This is a genomic window from Nostoc sp. (assembly GCF_054880495.1).
On sequence record NZ_JBTYKD010000134.1, the window covers coordinates 14838 to 32561 of the forward strand.

General features: G+C 41.7%; 12 protein-coding genes and 2 tRNA genes. 4 read left to right on the forward strand and 10 right to left on the reverse strand.

From position 1 onward, the window contains the following. Positions 1-5 precede the first annotated feature (5 nt). From ACYTXL_RS14240 to argF, 6 genes are all read right to left on the reverse strand, one after another. Positions 6-2078, reverse strand: a complete 2073-nt coding sequence (locus ACYTXL_RS14240; RefSeq protein ID WP_461925303.1) for an AAA family ATPase — start codon at positions 2076-2078, stop codon at positions 6-8. Continuing rightward, a complete protein-coding gene (locus tag ACYTXL_RS14245; RefSeq protein WP_461925304.1) occupies positions 2075-2248 on the reverse strand; it encodes a hypothetical protein in 174 nt (57 codons plus the stop codon). The genes ACYTXL_RS14240 and ACYTXL_RS14245 overlap by 4 nt, the downstream gene beginning before the upstream one ends. A gap of 416 nt (positions 2249-2664) precedes the next feature. Continuing rightward, complete coding sequence (locus ACYTXL_RS14250; RefSeq protein ID WP_461925314.1) at positions 2665-4143, reverse strand: DNA phosphorothioation system restriction enzyme; 1479 nt, start codon at positions 4141-4143, stop codon at positions 2665-2667. A gap of 304 nt (positions 4144-4447) precedes the next feature. Then, entirely contained in the window at positions 4448-5731 is a 1284-nt protein-coding gene (gene iscB, locus ACYTXL_RS14255; RefSeq protein WP_461925305.1) for an RNA-guided endonuclease IscB, read from the reverse strand. A 285-nt stretch (positions 5732-6016) separates the two neighbouring features. Beyond that, entirely contained in the window at positions 6017-6622 is a 606-nt protein-coding gene (gene lexA / locus ACYTXL_RS14260; RefSeq protein ID WP_461925306.1) for a transcriptional repressor LexA, read from the reverse strand. Positions 6623-7098: 476 nt separating this feature from the next. Then, positions 7099-8019: an ornithine carbamoyltransferase gene (gene argF, locus ACYTXL_RS14265; RefSeq protein ID WP_461925307.1), complete on the reverse strand. Its 921-nt coding sequence runs from the start codon at positions 8017-8019 to the stop codon at positions 7099-7101. A 244-nt stretch (positions 8020-8263) separates the two neighbouring features. On the opposite strand from argF, the gene ACYTXL_RS14270 reads away from it, so the two are divergent. Then, positions 8264-8335, forward strand: a tRNA-Thr gene (locus tag ACYTXL_RS14270). A gap of 269 nt (positions 8336-8604) precedes the next feature. Here ACYTXL_RS14270 and ACYTXL_RS14275 read toward each other — a convergent pair. The 3 genes from ACYTXL_RS14275 to pyrE form a co-directional block, all read right to left on the reverse strand. Beyond that, positions 8605-9579, reverse strand: a complete 975-nt coding sequence (locus ACYTXL_RS14275; RefSeq protein ID WP_461925308.1) for a GGDEF domain-containing response regulator — start codon at positions 9577-9579, stop codon at positions 8605-8607. Continuing rightward, complete coding sequence (locus tag ACYTXL_RS14280) at positions 9572-12652, reverse strand: response regulator (protein ID WP_461925309.1); 3081 nt, start codon at positions 12650-12652, stop codon at positions 9572-9574. The genes ACYTXL_RS14275 and ACYTXL_RS14280 overlap by 8 nt, the downstream gene beginning before the upstream one ends. A 917-nt stretch (positions 12653-13569) precedes the next feature. Further along, the gene (gene pyrE, locus ACYTXL_RS14285) at positions 13570-14193 is read right to left on the reverse strand and encodes an orotate phosphoribosyltransferase (RefSeq protein ID WP_461925310.1); all 624 of its coding nucleotides are present in this window, start codon (positions 14191-14193) and stop codon (positions 13570-13572) included. A gap of 100 nt (positions 14194-14293) precedes the next feature. Here pyrE and ACYTXL_RS14290 point away from each other — a divergent pair, with 100 nt between their 5' ends. Next, positions 14294-14728, forward strand: a complete 435-nt coding sequence (locus tag ACYTXL_RS14290; protein ID WP_461925311.1) for a hypothetical protein — start codon at positions 14294-14296, stop codon at positions 14726-14728. A gap of 381 nt (positions 14729-15109) precedes the next feature. Here ACYTXL_RS14290 and ACYTXL_RS14295 read toward each other — a convergent pair. After that, positions 15110-15182: transfer RNA gene (locus tag ACYTXL_RS14295), tRNA-Ile, on the reverse strand. Between the two features lie 296 nt (positions 15183-15478). On the opposite strand from ACYTXL_RS14295, the gene ACYTXL_RS14300 reads away from it, so the two are divergent. Both ACYTXL_RS14300 and ACYTXL_RS14305 read left to right on the forward strand, forming a co-directional pair. Continuing rightward, complete coding sequence (locus ACYTXL_RS14300; protein ID WP_461925312.1) at positions 15479-16180, forward strand: hypothetical protein; 702 nt, start codon at positions 15479-15481, stop codon at positions 16178-16180. Between the two features lie 97 nt (positions 16181-16277). Continuing rightward, positions 16278-17681, forward strand: coding sequence for a hemolysin family protein (locus ACYTXL_RS14305; protein ID WP_461925313.1), 1404 nt, complete (start codon positions 16278-16280; stop codon positions 17679-17681). Positions 17682-17724: the final 43 nt, after the last annotated feature.

The following is a 17724-nucleotide window of genomic DNA, read 5'->3' on the forward strand; positions in this document are numbered from 1 at the left end:
ATCCTTTAAACATTACGTTCAACCGCGATAATTTCAGTATATTCATACTCGTTCGGACTTTGTTTCACCAAAGAATATCTTTCCCCAGCCAACTCAATATAATCTTGTTCGCAATCCGCCTTAGAAGAATAATACGTCAGCACATATTCTCTACCAATTCTATCTGTCATTTCTGCTTCTACTTCACCCCGCCACTGAGTCTTAGTAACTAAAACTATCAACTGATTCGCTAATTCGGGAATTGTCTTAGCAATGTGTCGCCGCGAACTTTCATCTAAACTACCGAAAGGTGAATCCATGACAATTGGAAAAGTGCTACTATCGGGAATCATCATCATTTTTCGTTTCTCACTCCATTCCCTTACTTTGTCAATGATGCTGGCAATAAAGGATAAACTGAGAATTTGATTTTCCCCGGTGGATGCTGCAACTGGTGCTTCTATACCTGTAGTATTTTCTACTAATGTCAGTTCATATTTATCGCTAATTTTAGGAATGTATGGAGTCACAGAAATTTCTGTGAATATCTCTTGGACTCGCTTTTCTAGTTGCAGGCGAAATTGTTGTTCTTGACGATTTTTAACTTCTGTTAACCGTTCGATTGCATCTTGAGTGGCGTTAATTCGTCGCTGTGCTAAAGTTTGCTTGTCTTCATTCAGCTTTTGTTTAGCAATTTGTTTGTTTAAACCTTCAATTTCAGTTGTGAGTTGAGCAATTTGCTGCTGATTTGCACCCTGTTCTCGATTTAATGCATCAATTTTACTTTCAATTTCATCTAACCGTTTTTGCAAACTGCTAATTTCTTCATTAGCATCTTTTCGCAACCGTTCTTGAATATTATCTAAATCGCCTTCAGTTTGAGATATGCTTTGCCTTAATTGATTAATCCTAGTTTGCTCTCTATCAACTTCTTCCCAAAATCCTATAGCTTGCTTATCAATTTCATCTACTTGAGCTATCATCTGAATTGCAGTTTCTTCTACCGCCGAAGAACCAGCTTTATTTAACCAGGTACTCACATGAGTATGAGAATGATTACCCTCGTGTAATTCTGCACCACAAATACAGCGTTGAGAATTGAGTAAATCATTCACAAATTCCCGCGAAATTCCTGATGTTAACTCACCTCGCTGCTTCAAATCATTGATAATTCCGCGAAACTGGGATGTAGTTTCTGATAGTAAAACGGTATAACCCCGCGCGGAAATAACTTTTTTCAGTGCTTCTTTAGTTTTTTTATATTCTTCTTGATTCGCCGCTTTCTGCGATTCTAAATTCTGCCATCTTGATTGCAATTCCTTAGCAGCACTAAGTTCTCGTAAACGGTTACTTGTCTCTTTTTTAAAAGTTTGTTGATATTTTAACTCTTCTTTAATTTCTATTTGCCGTTCGGCAATGTGTTCACGCTCTTGTTCTATCTTTTCTTGCTGTCGTAACAGTTCTTTAGTTTGGGAATCACCAATAGCTTTTAACTCATTTTCTAGAGTTTTTTTAGCATCTCCCAAATGTCTGATAGAACGATTAATTACCTCGACACCCAAGAAAATTTTTGTAGCTTCAGCAATTTCAGCTTTTTTGTCAGAACGGACTATTTCTTCAATTCGTTCGCCGTCAAAGAAAAAATATTGATGTAAAGTAGCGGGTAGAATTTGATTAATTATATCGTCTGGTTGCTGATTTGGTATATTCCATTTGCCATCATCACCACCAACCCACATGGTTAATTGAGTTTTGCCAGCATCAAAGTCACTTTCATTTTTATAACCCCGACAGGCGCGTTTAACTCGATAACGTTTACCTTCATGTTCCCAGCCAATTTCTACCCAACATTCTATAGTTTGACCTTTTTGAGCTTCGGCGATCGCCCGCTTATTTACTAACTGTTCTATCGATGCAAACGCCGCACTAAATTTATCATACAATACCCATGTAAAGGCATTCAATAAACTGGTTTTTCCAGAGCCATTATTGCCATGAATAATCGTCGTGTTGTGAACATCTCCCCCAGCCAGGATAATCTCTGGTGTCGTACCATAAAAGGAGCGAAAGTTACATAGCTTAATTGAAGTTAGCTTCATCGCACCTCTTCCTTAATAATGTCCAAAATATGATCATTTATATGGCTGTTAATCTTCTTATCTAGCCTGCCTTTTTCCAGCTTCCATACCCGCTCAATAATTTGCCGTACTTCCGGCGGAGCGCTGGTTATTGGCTCTTGCACATCATCAATATTCGCATCTTGTGACATATTAGAAAATATACTTTTTCTATATTTTAACTTCCTCTAGTGCTGCATTTACCTCCGTAAACCCACTGTTTGTGTTATCTTTAATTTTTGGAAAAAATAGTTTTTGCATATTTATAATTTCCTTTGAAAAACCACTTTATTCTTTAATCGGTTTCTGTTATTATTTATAGTAACAATCTAATTTATAATGGAATGCAACTAACTTTAAAATTTTTATTTATATCCGATTATAATCAAAGTCATAATTTTATTATTTCATACTTAATGCTTCTTTTTTCTAAACTCGAAAAATTTTTACAAAATAATACAGATATAGCAATCCTAGATGAGTTATGAGAATTGCAGGACGAAGATCCCCGACTTCGTAAAAGTTGTCGGGGATCTAACTTTTCACAAATGATTTAATATTGTTATCATCAAATATCTAATAAACCATATCGTTTTTGTAAATTCAGTAATTTCATTCTGGCAACGCCCGCGTTATCGGCCAAATCAGCAAATTCCACAAAGCGACGCAATTCCTTTTTCAAAAGATTACGCTCAACTTCTATAGTTTCTCTATCTAAATCTGGTGGCAAAACAATCATATCAAATATAGTAGCGCGTTCCTTAGCAGGATGAGGACGTAAAACTCGCCCCCGTCGTTGGATAAATTGGCGGGGATTACCAGAACTTGATAAAATCACCGCAGTTTGAATTGCCGGAATATCGACACCTTCATCTAAACAACGAATTGCCACCAAACCCTGCAACTCACCGCTTTCAAATTGACGACGCAATATTTCCCTTTCTTGTAAAGATGTTTGGGCTGTATAGGTGCTTACCTTATACCCTAAATCCACCCCCAGAATTTTAGCAACAGCTTTAAGTTGGCGTAGAGATGAACGTTGTCCCGCATCTTGTGAACCATCGCTACAATAAAAAAGAGTGTGAGTCGTTTCGCGGCGAGTTGCCATTAAATCCCGTAAAGCATTTAATTTATTTTCCGCCGCCCCAATTAATCTTGCTCTTTGCATCAACAACGGCTTTAAATCTTCATTGTCTTCAAATCCCGCTTGCCGATTTTCTCGAGCTCGATAAAGTAGTGATCGCCCAATTCTTTTAGTTAACTTTAAATAGGCAATGCTTTCTGCTTCAGTTAACTCTACCAACACCGGATAATACAAATAATGTACCAAAGCACCTTGAGCGAGCGCATCCCTTAAAGTGAACTCTGGTTGGAGAACCGGGCCAAAATAATCAAATAGAGATTGCGTACCAAAATCATCAAAATACCTCTCCGGTGTGGCAGATAAAGCTAGTCTCAACCCAACATTGCGCGGTAAACTTTCTTCTAACTTAGGTGCGCCTAAATTATGCGCCTCATCCCCAATAATTAAAGTTTTGGCGGGAAAATATTTGAGTTGAGATCCAAACCCATCTCCAATTAAAGTGGAATTCGTAGTAATCACCGTGACAAACCGTTGAGAACCAGAACGCAGATTATAAATTTGCGTCGAAAGTTGACTTTGCCAAGTGCGTAAATTCTCGAAAGCTAAAATGGGTTGCAAATTAAATTTTTCACATTCTCGCGCCCATTGGGTGACGAGATGGCGGTAGGGACACACCACCAACAACACTTGTAAATTAATCTGCTGATATAATTCACAAGCGATCGCTAGTGCAGTAATCGTTTTACCACTACCAGTAGCCATTTTCAGCGTCCCTCTGCCATTGTTGGTAAACCAGCTAGCGATCGCTTCTCGCTGATATTGCCGCAATTGCAGAGACGGAGGCATTCTTGGGCATCCTGGTAATGGTTGCAGAGTGTAATAACTGCCCTGACTTTCCCTTGCAATTGGTAATTTCAACCGGAAAGTGGGCAGTTGCTGCACTGGATTTGGCGTCAGGTACATATATATAAGCAAATGGGCATTGGGCACTTGTACTGAGCGTTCGCGTAGCGTCTCGTAGAGAAGTCGTTGGCGCAGCCTAAGAAGAGAAGTATTGGGCATTAGTTATTTCTCCCACATCTCCCCCACCTCCTCCACTCCCTACTCCCCATTCATCTAAAACCTCCAGGAGACCCCCACTGAATTCTGTACTCGGAATCAGTGGCGGGAGGAATGGAGGGGGAATTACGAAACATAGGAGTGATTAATTTTGTGCGCTAGCACAAAAAAATCAGGAGATAGTTGAGTAATTCCTAATTTCTTGGGTTTAAATTGCATACGAATAACCATCTTTTGCATGAATACGTTTACAAAATTTGTGAGATATTCCTTGAATCAATCCGTTCTTGGTTGAAATATTGAAACTGCCTGATGAACGAATAGCCACTTTTCCAACATAGTTACCAAGTTTTTTACCAGTAGTAACTAAAGACTTAACAATGTCGCCAGTTTGAAAGCCAAAATGTATTTTCTCTCTAGGTACGTGTCTATTGGGAAAACCAAATTTGTCTGTGCGACATGATTGCCTAGAACCATGCCCATTAGCTGAAATTAACAATGGTTTAACATCTTTGATAATCAATTCAGGAGTTGATTTACCGACACAGGCGGCATCTAACCAGTGAGTTTTTTCGAGCTTTTGTTGACTGCGATTAAACTTGGTTAAACCTCCTGAACCAGTTTCTACTGGTAATCCAGTTGCTTTCAAAACTTCTAACAATGCCCACCGAGTTGCATTAACGGCTGCTGCATCTGCCAATGGTTTTTTAGCCTGTTTCAAGATTTTCTCTAATCTTGAGGGGTCTTTTTTAAGAAAATCTTTGATATCTTTAGTCCCTTTTTTGACATTACATTTTTCGCAACTTAGCGTTAAATTTGTAATCGAATTACTACCCCCTTTTGCTCTTGCATGAATATGTTCAACCTGAAAAGGGATATCTTTGACACCACAGTAAGCGCATTGTCTATTCCACTTTTCTAATAAATATTCTCTCGTTTCGTAACCCGCCAAAGTTCCCTGTTGATATTCTTTACCCTGAACGTCGGGATTGACCATTAGCTGCATATCAAAGCGTACTAGCTCTTGACTGATAACTGTGATTGGTGCAAATTGACAGAACTTCTCAACCCAAGTTTTGATATTATCAACACGACTTTGTAGGCTAGGTGCTAGCCATCCTTGTGGACGAGTTCTATTCAAAAATCTTGGTTTTCTATAACGAGTTTTTCTTGCTCGTCTGCCACGTCTTAGTTGTCGTCTAGATGTTAAAGCATCTCTAATCGCAAAGCCTCTGTGCTTTAATTCTGCTGCAAATACAACCTCTCCACTTGCATCGTTGACTAATGCGAGTCCAGTGAATTTTGCGCCAGGGTCAATTTTTAGTCTCAAATGTAAAACAGGAGATTTAGAACGTGACTCTTTCAAAATTAAAGTAAATGGGAATTGTCTATAAATTGCTGCGACTGCATTTCTTAATAACTGTCGTGCCTGTGCTGGATGAATTGGATGTAATGGACGTTTGTTTTGGTCAATGACAAATATTTTGGACATGAAGTCCCTCCTTGCGGGTAAAGTTAGCCTGGACAATGATTTAAAGGCTTTTTACGCTAACAGCACGGACTCAAACCCAATGATTCTGTTTAACTGTTAACCTTAGAGAGCAGCGCCTTGTGGGGGTGGAGGAGTTTGTGGCGACTGCGGTGCTACAAACTGGCTGCGTATTTGTAGGTAAGATGACCCAAAAATCGTAGTGATTTAACACTTAGTCGGGTAAACTCTGGGCTTTAAAGCCCCCACCATATTGCTCTTAGCAATTGGTGGTGGGTAGTTTACTACTCAGTTGTAACCGCGCCAAACACCAATAAGTGAACCTTGCACCTGCACTTGCATAGCACTGACTTCAATGGGATTATACTTAGGATTTGCTGGTTTTAGGGTAACGCGATCGCCTTGGCGATAAAAACGTTTTAATGTCGTACCGAATCCATCAACTCTGGCAGCGACGATGGTACCATTTTTTAAATGATTTGGTTCTGCTACTGGACGCAGGAATACGACATCACCATCAGCAATTAAATCTTCAATCATGCTATCGCCAGCTACCCGCAAAGCATAGGTTTGGGGAGGTAATGAGAAATTAGAAAAGTCTAAATGATCTACAGCATCAGTAAACGGTTCTATTAAACCACCAGCAGCGATCGTCCCCAAAATTGGTACACCTTGCTTAACAGCACGCAAAATCCGAATTGTTCGCGCTTGGCCTTCAGTCCATTCTATATATCCTTTAGTGCGTAAATGTTCTAAGCGACTTTGAATTGGTGCTGGTGACTTTAAATTCATCGCTTGCATCATTTGCCGAATTGAAGGCGAATGCTGGTGCGATCGAATGTATTCTGTCACCCATTCGTAAAGTTCTTGTTGAGCTTCCGTTAGACGTTCCATAAATTTGCGGGAAGTAATTATAAATGTCTCTAGAACATTAGTACTACAAAAAACTCCCCATAACAAGAGAAAAGTAAAAATATAAAAGGCAAAACAAAGAATATTCTCTTTCCTTTTACCTATTTAGGGACTTCCAAGAAATAAATTACTACTACTTGTGGGGTGGGCGACACGAGAGCCTTTGGTTACTGGGCGGGCGAGACGCCCACCCCACAATAAATAGTTGGATATTTTTTTATTTGGAAGTCCCTTATTTAGGATTTTTAACCAAAAAGTAGTCAGGAGCCGATTGCACACTCGTTATTCTGACTCCAAACACCTGTACAGACACAGATTAATCGCGTCTCTCCAAACTCCTGTACAGACACAGATTAATCGCGTCTCTCCAAACTCCTGTACAGACACAGATTAATCGCGTCTCTCCTAACACCCGTACAGACGCGATTAATCGCGTCTCTCCTAACTCCTAACTCCTTTCATTCTGCCCCTAAGATACTGGCAAGCAAAGCTTTTTGGGCGTGCAAGCGATTTTCTGCCTGTTCCCAAACTCGTGATTGGGAACCTTCAATAACTGCCTCGGTAATTTCTTCACCACGATGGGCTGGTAAACAGTGTAAAACAATTGCCTCTGGATCAGCAAGGCTCAATAGCTGTTCCGAAATTTGGTAAGGCTGGAAAATTGGCATCCGATCGCCTGCTTCTGCTTCTTGCCCCATACTTGCCCAAACATCAGTATAAAGTACAGCAGCGCCCTTGGCTGCTAATTCTGGATCATGAGTGAGGAGGACTTCAGTTTTGTGATTAGCGATCGCTCTTGCTTGTTCTACAATTCTAGAATCTGGCTCATATCCGCTAGGGGTAGCAATTCTAACATTCATCCCTACCAAAGCACAGCCCAACATCAGAGAATTAGCCACATTATTCCCATCACCCACGTAGGTTAAAGTTAACCCAGAAAGGGTGCCAAAGCCTTCTTGAATCGTCAATAAATCCGCTAATACCTGACAGGGATGTTCTGCATCAGTCAGCGCATTAATTACCGGAATTTTGGCATAGTTAGCAAAAATTTCCAAATCCTGCTGTGCAAAAGTGCGAATTGCCAAAATATCCAGATATCGATCTAACACCCGCGCCGTATCCTGCAAAGGTTCCCCGCGACTAACTTGAGTGACATTGGGGTTAAGATCGATTACCTGTCCCCCCAGTTGATACATCGCCACAGTAAAACTTACCCGCGTGCGAGTTGAAGCTTTGGAGAACAACAACCCCAAAACTTTATTACACTGCAACTTCAACTGTTGTGATTTAAGTTGAGTTGCCAATTGCAGGAGTTCTTGAAGTTCTGTTGGACTGATGTCCGCCAGACTTAATAAATCTCGTCCGATCAACACTGCCATGCTTATGATATGTAAAGAACAATTATATATTTTTGTTGCTTTACCAGGCGTGTTAATTCATCACAATTGCTACGCCAACTTAACCATCTAGGCGCACAAAAGCAGTGATATTGCCAAAATCTCTGGTTTTCTAGCCTAATTTCTGAAGAGTCAGATATTTTTTAGCGATCGCATCTAGACAAATAGGTTGATTATGGTACAATTATAAATTGTGGTTGCTATATTGAGAGCAATCGCGAAGTTTGCCAGCATAGCACAGTGGTAGTGCATCCGACTTGTAATCGGAAGGTCGCGAGTTCAAATCCCGCTGCTGGCTTTTGTTGATACTTTTCCTGTTGAGTCTCCCTTTAGTGCGTATGAATGCTTAGACGAAGACTTTTTACCCGATTAATTAAACCTACTGCGAAAATACTTGAACCGCCAGAGACTCAGGTTCCTGGTTAATAGCAAAACTCTATTTCAACGGACTAAAATCACTGTCATCAGTTGGTTTAAAGCGACTTGAGCTATAAGAAAGGAAAATAAATTTTCAGGTGGGTTTTTGACTTTTGCAATAAGTCTATTATACTGTCGATATTTCTACTTTCAATAGAACAATTTATGATTTGGGGAACGTTTAGTGCGTTTATCCTCATACATTAGCTTGTCAGCCTCTTCTATCAATTGTTCTAGTGAAACCTTTGCATTTAAGGCACATTGTGTCACACCAAAACTTATGGATAATTTAGGTGAGTAATTATGCTCTTGATTATAGTGATCAATACTTGCTTGCAATCGAGGATAAAATTCATCTGTATTGTTGAACTCGACAGAAACTAAGACTAAAAATTCATCTCCTCCTATACGGGCAATAATATCCGAATCACGGAAGGTTTGCTTTAGTAATTGGGCTGTGTCAACAAGCATTCTGTCTCCTTTTTTATGCCCTAGAGAGTCATTAATCTGCTTTAAACCATCTATATCAATAAACAAAAGACAGCAGAACATTTGTGTGCGTTGGGCAATTTTGAATTGCTGATTTGCCAACCAAAAGAAACCACGTCGATTATAGAGTCCTGTCAACTCATCAGTTAGGGATAGCTGTCTGACCTCTGCTTCAGCCTTCAGGCGTTCGCGAACTTCATGCTCTAGGTGTTGATTTTGTTCAGCAAGTTTTTGGTGTTGCTGTTTGATGAGTAGCTGGTTTCTGACTCGCATGAGCACTTCAAGTTCCTGAAAGGGCTTGGTGATATAGTCTTGTCCACCCAGTTTAAATGCCTCCACTTTATCTTTGATTTGGTCAAGGATACTAATAAAAATAATGGGAATTTGGTCTGTTATTTTTGATCCTTTCAACTGTTGACAAACTTCAAAGCCACTCATTTCGGGCATAAATATGTCAAGCAGAATCAGATCCGGTGGATGTCGATAAGCAGCTTGTAATGCCATTTTCCCGTTGAGGGATTTACGGATGATATAACCCTCCGACTCTAATATTTTGATTAATAACCGTAGATTGTCGGGGGCATCGTCCACAATGAGGATATTTGTTTCCGAAGAGGGTTTAAGAAAATTAGCCATAGTCTTTTTCCTGAGTTTGGCTTAGAATTGCTATCGCTTCCAACTGAAAGTTATCCACCAGATATTTTAGAGCATTGGTAAGAACTTGCTCCTGGTTAGGGATTTGAGCAATGAGATTGTAGAGTTCGGCATCATTGAGATCTAGAGCGGCTTGATACACCAAAATAATCCACTCTGGTGACATTACCTGTAAATCTTTGGCAGTTAGGGATTTATGAGATAAGGTTTGCTGGTCTAAGGTCGGTACAGCTTCTTCGCGGTAGCGGTAGCGGACTCCCAAGTAGTGTGCCATCTTATCAAATAGGACACTTTCTAGAAATGGTTTGGTGATGTGGTCGTTGCAGCCTACCTGAGTGCTGGTGGTGTAGTCTTCCTCAAAAGCATAGGCTGTCAGCGCAATAATCACGACGTCTTTACCTCCCTCACTCCCTCGAATTTGCCGGGTAGTCTCGTACCCATCCATCACGGGCATTTGAATGTCCATCAAAATTAGGTGGGGATGCCATTCTGACCACAGAGCGATCGCTTCTTTTCCGTTCTCGGTTGCACATACCTTAAATCCAACTAATTCCAATAGCCTGACGAGCAACTGGCGATTTTCTCTCAAGTCTTCCACCACCAGAATCCGATAATTGGGCTGTCCCGGTTCCAAACCAATAACAGGGCGAGTCGTTTCGCTTGCGATGATATCTACTGAGCTTACCAGACTCAATAAAATCTCAGAAATAAAGATTGACCCCTGATTTAGGATGCTTCGCACTGTAATATCACCACCCATTAAACGGGCCAACTGACGGCTAATCGATAAACCTAAGCCTGTACCTTGAACATCGCGACCTAGTTCTGTTTGCGTGAAGAGTTTAAACACAGTCTCGATATCGGACTGAACGATACCACATCCAGTGTCTTCAACTTCCAGATGAAGGGTGATGATTGGTTGGGAATTATGTGTAGAAATTGAATCAAGTGACTTGACGCTGCCTACTCTCGTAGTCAAAGCTTCTAATCGCAGGGTCACACTACCTATTGTCGTAAATTTGATCGCATTGCTTAATAGGTTGAGCAGAATTTGGAGCAGTTTTGACTCATCACCATATACATAGCGAGGAACGCTGGGATGCCGCTCTATGATCAGATCAATTCCTTTCTCTAAAGCTTTGAGGCCAACCATATCTCTGATCGAGTAGATTAGGTGGTGCAAATCAAAACAGCTTTCCGTTAACTGTAACTGACCCGCTTCAATTTTAGACATTTCCAGCACATCATCGATCAGAGTTAGCAAGTGTTTTCCACTGCGGCTGATGATGCCTAAATCCTCTTGAAACTCAGATGGAATCTTTTGGTTGCGATTCATCAACTGAGTAAATCCCAAAATGGCATTGAGGGGAGTCCGCAATTCGTGGCTCATTTTAGCAAGGAACTGGCTTTTAATGCGGCTGGCGATCGCGGCTTCTTCTGCGGCTTGTTTTAGGGCTGTCTGAGAAAACTCCAGCACTACCAATATCAGCATATTTCGCATCTCAGTAGCAACTTCCAACTCCGCCACCTCCCAAGGCAAGGAAGTTTCCAGCACGGTTTCCCTCCACATTGCAAACGACTTCCGGGCAGACAATTCCATCTCTCCAATTTCCTTGATTGTGATTGCATCCAGGGGGTTGCCCGCCCAATTCACAGTCTGGATTTGCTCCGGTCGAAACCAGAGAATGTGGTAAGACTTTTGTTTAATATGGTTCAATAAGATTGAAATTGCCAGGAGGCCGCTGGCTTGATCTTTGAATGCCTTTGCTTCTGGATATAAACGTGAGAGGGAATTGGTAGCAAACACTGATTCCTCCTTGTGTTGCATCAACCACGTCACAAGCTCCTGCACCTCCGTAACTGATGGCGTTTGACCAACTAATGTCAGATGACCATCAAGCAAAATCGCGGCTCCTTGAGCATGAGCTAGATCCAGTAATTGAGAACTATTTCGGGTCAACACTTGCTCAATAAAATTGGACTCCTGCAAGAACGTCTGTTGTAGTTCATGCTCAATCGCTTTCAGCTGCCTTTGGTAAACATGCAATTCTCGTTCTTGCTGATGCACTAGTTCCATTGAGGCAAACTGTCCTAAAAATTCACAGGCTTTGCGAGTTTCATAATCCACTAGTTTCGGGCTGTAGTGGTGACAGGCAATTAATCCCCAGAGGCGTTTGTCGTTGATCAACGAAATCGTCATCGACCCAGCAACCCCCATATTCTGTAAGTATTCAATGTGACAGGGATACACTCCTCTTAACACAGAATTACTCAGATCAAGGGGTGTATTCGTCAGAGGATAATTGGTGGGAATCAGTTTGACAGGGGTGTAATTGATATCGGGAACAAATCGCATCCAGCTGCGGTAAAATAACTTACGGGCTGGCGCGGGAATGTCTATCATCAAATAGTGCAGTCCCAGGTAGCTTTCTAGATGCCTCGGTTTCTCCTCCGCAATCACCACACCACTGTCGTCTGCCTCAAAGCGGTAGATCATCACCCGATCAAACCCAGTCATTGCTTTCACCTCTCTGGCAACGGTTTGAGCCAGATTCGTCAGGTTCGTGGCATTACGGAGATTAGCGATCGCGGCTTCCACGTTGTGATAAAATTGGATTGAATGGGTGCTTTGGATGGTTCCCTGAGGTTCTAGTTCCAAGGTCAACCCATCTACCGTCCGGTACATCACACCTCTGAATGTCTGATTTTTCCCTTGCGAACCAGTCTGGTCAACCCTTCGCCGCGTTTTTAGCTTAAATAGATTGTAAAGCTCTAGGTTATCTTGAGCTAGATACCCAGCAATTCGCTGCACTTGAGCGTCGGAAAACAAACGTTGTAAGGGTTGACCCAGCAAGGCTTCTGCCGAAATCCCAAAAAACTGTTCCACATTTTCACTAATCTGCAAGATTTTGAGGTCTGGCTCTTGCAGCATCAGCAACAATCCATGTGGCTGAATATAACCGGGGGCATACACCGATTCCTCACTGTAAACTTCTAAAGCCTTCAGTGCTGAAGGGCTCAGCCAAGAGAGTGAGATAGGATTTGGTGAATCCATAGTTGAGGTTAGGGGTTTTGGAAATCAAAAAATTGTGAATCTATCTAAGTTAAAAATTCAGACAAGGAAAATTACCTTGAATTATTTGAAGAATTTGCTCAAACCGATGCTCAATAAACCAAAAAGTTTTTTTAAAAGAGCGATGCCTACGTAAGAATTCGCAATTCAAAGATACATTTGTCTTAGAAATCTGCGTAAAAACCCGGTGTTTGGTATTATTTGGTAAGAATAAACAATACCCTTGTGTAAAAGAACTCTAGCTAAAAAATGCGACATTATTTTGTGAAATGTCGACATTTAATTTATGAATGTATAAGTGCGTATGAATACTTGGATCAAGACTTTTTACCCGATTAATTTAAGTTCCTATTTTCTATTAATCCGTAAGTGCTTAAGTCTATATTATATATAAATCATATTTGATTTATGAAAAAATCTCGGTAGTCTTGTAGTAGCCACTCTTGGCTAGAATGTTGGAAAAAAATTGTAGGTTGGGGAGCCACTGCGTTGCGCGGGTTTCCCGCGTTGTAGCAAGTGGCGTTGGAGGCTTTGCCAAAGCCAACATCCTGATAATCAGTTGGGTTGCGCTCCGCTCCACCCAACCTACGTCTAATGCACTATTTTAGCCTAGAGGGTCCACTACGTGCATTTCAAAAATCAAATACTAGTTCTATAGTCTTGAACTGAACCCTATTGTTTCAAACTCAGAACTTGTACTAATTACGAATTACGAATTAGTAGAAGTCCGAATGGCACTAAGTTAAGATACAGCCCTTGCCCTGACTGCTTAAGAGCCTCCAGGCTGGGAAACTACTCTGGGGGGCTGCGGCCTCCTGTTTCTTGACCAGAGGCAGCAGCCCTCTCGGAATACATTCCCAGTCTGAAGACTGGGAACGAGGTTACACAAGTCTTATTGTTCATGAATTTGCAAGATGTCGGAAGCGTTCCTGAACTTCCTGAATCGAAAACAAAGTTTCAAACTTCAACCCAACTGACTGGTACAACTCACCTCCGCCTTGCTGTCTATCCACCAGTGAAATTACTTGATTTACGGTATAACCTGCATCTTTAAGACGCTCAACCGCTTTCAGAGCAGATTGCCCAGTTGTAACCACATCTTCCAAAACTACTACTTTTGCACCTTCTGGTAAACTGGGTCCTTCTATATAAGCTCTCGTCCCATAACCCTTGGCTTCCTTGCGAATAATCAGCGCTGGTATTGGTCGGTTTTCATAAACAGAAACTACACTCACTGCTGTCACAATTGGGTCAGCCCCCATTGTTAAACCACCGACAGCCTGTGTATCAACGGGTAACAAAGGAAACAGTAATCTTCCAACTGCCAAAGCGCCTTGAGGATGGAGTGTTACTTGTGTCTTGTTGACATAATAAGAACTACGCAGCCCAGAAGAGAGGAGAAAATCACCCTCTTGATAAGCAAGTTGGCAAAATAAATCTAGTAACTTGTGGCGCAAGGTAGTGAAATCAGCAGTGGTTGCCCAAATATCTGAGTGGGTAAGAGTTTCAGTAGGATACGTCATTACAAAACATTAAAAGTTGTGCTACACCAAAGGTTGAACTCATCAGAGTTCTGAACTTAAGCATAAATTAAGATTGCCCAAAAATTGAGGAGTCAGAAACGTGCGTATAAAATTAAAAACCCTTGGTGGTTTATTAGTGCTGCTTGCTGCTGGTATTGCTTTTCCCTGTGTTGCATCTGCCCAAATACAAACACCCAATTATGAAACTACAAATGATGTATTTGAACGAGCTTTTTTTAGTCACGATCGCAATTTCTACGAAAATGGTAGCCTCAAGCGTCAGCTAGACTCATTTCTAGGAATTGGTTCCAGTTTCGGTGGTTCCTTCCCAGAAAATGAAATTGCCCACGATGCTGAGTTGCTTAACACTTTATATCGTGATGTCCTGACTCAGCAAGTTAGCAACGATCCTTATATTCGCACTCCTGATTTACCAAATCCTTATGACACATCGCTGATGATGTCTCCACGTGTCAATAGCAACAAACTCAAAGTGGGAACTGAATTCACGTTTGAAACTTTATCACCTCCGTAAAATTGGGGAGTGGGGAAGGTGGGGCCCCCTCTGGGGATAAGGGGTAATGGAGAGTGGGAAGTGGGGAGTGGGGAGTGGTAGTTAGGAGTTGGGAGTTAAGAGTTAGGAGTTATAAAAATTTTCCTCTACTCGAACCCATGCTTGTAAATGTGGTTGTTTGATGGATAGGGTTGAAAACGCGGCTAGAAATATCCTTAGTCGGGATTGGGTACGGTAGGGCATACCGGAACCTTTGCGCTAGACGCTTTTCCCCGCTTGGGGAGATGCGGCCACTACTCTTGCTGGAGTAATCCTGCATGAGCAAGCCATGTCTTAGATTCAAGAATCCCCGTCGTTCTACTCGCGGGGAGTGTCAATGGTTTTTGCTGATTTAGGATTTAGTGCGCCCTGCTGGAATCGAACCAGCCTGAAGGCGAATTATGAGTTCGCTGCCTCCCCAATCGGCCAAAGGCGCTTGTTTTGTTGGGTTTTGGGTTCCTATGAGTCAATTACTTTAACTTTTAGGTCAACCTGATTTGCTAATTTTAGAGTGAGGAAAATACCTCAATGCCCTGAGTCTAGCCAATTGGATGATTATAGCACAAATTTACCGCCTGTGAATACTGGACAATAATTTACCAGATTTTTATACTACATAGTTTAATCATAAAATAGTGCAAACTAATATTGATTAAGTTCCTTTAAGGATTGAGGTCAAAAGCTTCACTATTCTTAAATAGACCAGCATTCTTTTGTGATAGCTTGTCAGCGATGAAAATAAGTTCTACTGTACTTCTTACTTTGATTTTGTTAATCCTGATGTTAGGAGCAGGTTCTGTGAGCGCGTTTTTGGGGTTTCAACTGGGGAGTTCAGCACTTAAAGGCGTTACTACACCAGATGGGCGTCCGACAACCAAATTTGCCACCAATAAGACAAATAGCTCCCAACAGACAGGACTAGTGCTATTAAAAGAGCAAGAGATCCTGAAAATTGTCAAGGCGCGAATTGAGGGTAAGACCAAGGCGGCTAAATCGGAAAACCTAGAGGAAGATGATGAAGAAACCAATAGCAGCAAGCAGAAACCAGAGGAAAAACGCCCACAAGTGGTTGAAGAAAAACTCCAGCCAGGTTTTCCGGTTATTGCCCAGAGTGAGGGTGTAACCATGTCTGTGCAATCTGTCCGCTACTCTGGTGGTGATTTGCTACTGAAAGTGAAAATGCAGAACAAAGGTAAAGATTCTGTGCGCTTCTTGTATAGTTTTTTAGATGTTACCGATGATAAAGGACGAACTCTGAGTGCTAGTACAGAGGGTTTACCAACAGAATTGCCTGCAAATGGACCAACATTTTCCGGTACAGTGAGCATTCCCACAGCTTTACTTGATGATGTCAAGAAGATATCACTTGCTCTCACTGATTATCCGGCTCAAGAATTAAAGCTAGAGGCATCGAATATTCCTGTACAAAGGTAGATTGGGCATTGGAGATTGGGGATTGGGCATTGGGCATGGGGCATGGGGCATTGGGCATAGTTATTCTCCTTATCTCCCCATTCCCCAATTCCCTTAAATGGAGGGCGTGAGTTTTACACGAGCTTTGGTGGTAAGTGGTTTTCCTAATTTAATTTGGACAGACGTGGCGCTGCGGTTGTTGTCAGTGTTGCTGCTGATTGCCATAAATGCCTTTTTTGTGACGGCGGAATTTTCGATGGTGAGTGTGCGGCGATCGCGTATTCACCAGCTAGTTAAGGCTGGGGATATTCCCGCGATCGCTGTGGATATGCTACAACGTAGTATTGACCGACTACTATCTACCACCCAGTTAGGCATTACCCTTTCTAGTTTGGCACTGGGATGGATTGGAGAAAGTACGATAGTCGTGCTGGTAAATACATGGTTAAAATCCTGGCCTTTACCTATTGGGATGACTACCTTCATCGCCCATTCCCTATCAATTCCCATCACCTTTTTCTTGATTGCCTATTTGCAAATTGTGATCGGAGAACTATGTCCCAAATCCTTAGCTATGCTCTACTCAGAACAGCTAGCTAGGTTTTTGGGGCCTTCAGTAAAAGCGATCGTGCGTTTTTTTGGCCCCTTCATCTGGATTCTCAACCAATCAACTCGTTGCTTGTTGCGTGTTTTTGGCATCCAATACACAGGTCAAGGCTGGAGGCCGCCTGTGACTCCCGAAGAATTGCAACTGATTATCTCTACAGAATGGGGGTCTACCGGTTTACAGCGTTCAGAGCGAGAATTGCTCAATAATGTCTTTGAGTTTGGGGATGTCATGGCCCAAGATGTGATGATCCCCCGCACCAGTATTGTCGTGCTGCCAAAAGATGCTACCTTCCAGACATTACTCAAGGAAATGGCTTCTACTGGTTATTCTCGCTATCCGGTGATTGGTGAATCTTTAGACGATGTTCGCGGCATTGTTTATTTTAAAGATTTGGCACAACCTTTGGCTCTAGGAAAGCTAAGTCTGGAGACACAAATCCAACCTTGGATGCGTCCAGTCCGATTTGTTCCAAAACACACGTCCTTGAGTGAACTTTTGCCAATGATGCAACAAGAGAAACCAGCTATGGTCATGGTAGTGAATGAATTTGGCGGTACTGTGGGACTAGTGACAATTAAAGATGTCATTGCCGAAATCATTGGCGACGCCAGCGAAGCTGAAACTAGTGACGACTTACTGATTCAGATGTTAGATAAGCATAAATTTTTGGTGCAGGCACAAATCAACCTCGAAGACCTGAATGAGATTTTACATCTCAATTTGCCCTTGACAAGAGAATATCAAACACTAGGAGGCTTTTTGCTGTATCAGCTCCAGAAAATTCCTGCCAAAGGCGAAACCTTCTGTTATCAAAATCTCGAATTCACTGTCGTGTCAATTGTTGGCCCACGCTTGCATCAAATTCAACTCCAACGGTTAGAAGAGTTAGGAGTTAAGAGTTATGAATTTTAACTCCTAACTAGGACTGACGCAAAATATCTCTAAACTTTGATTT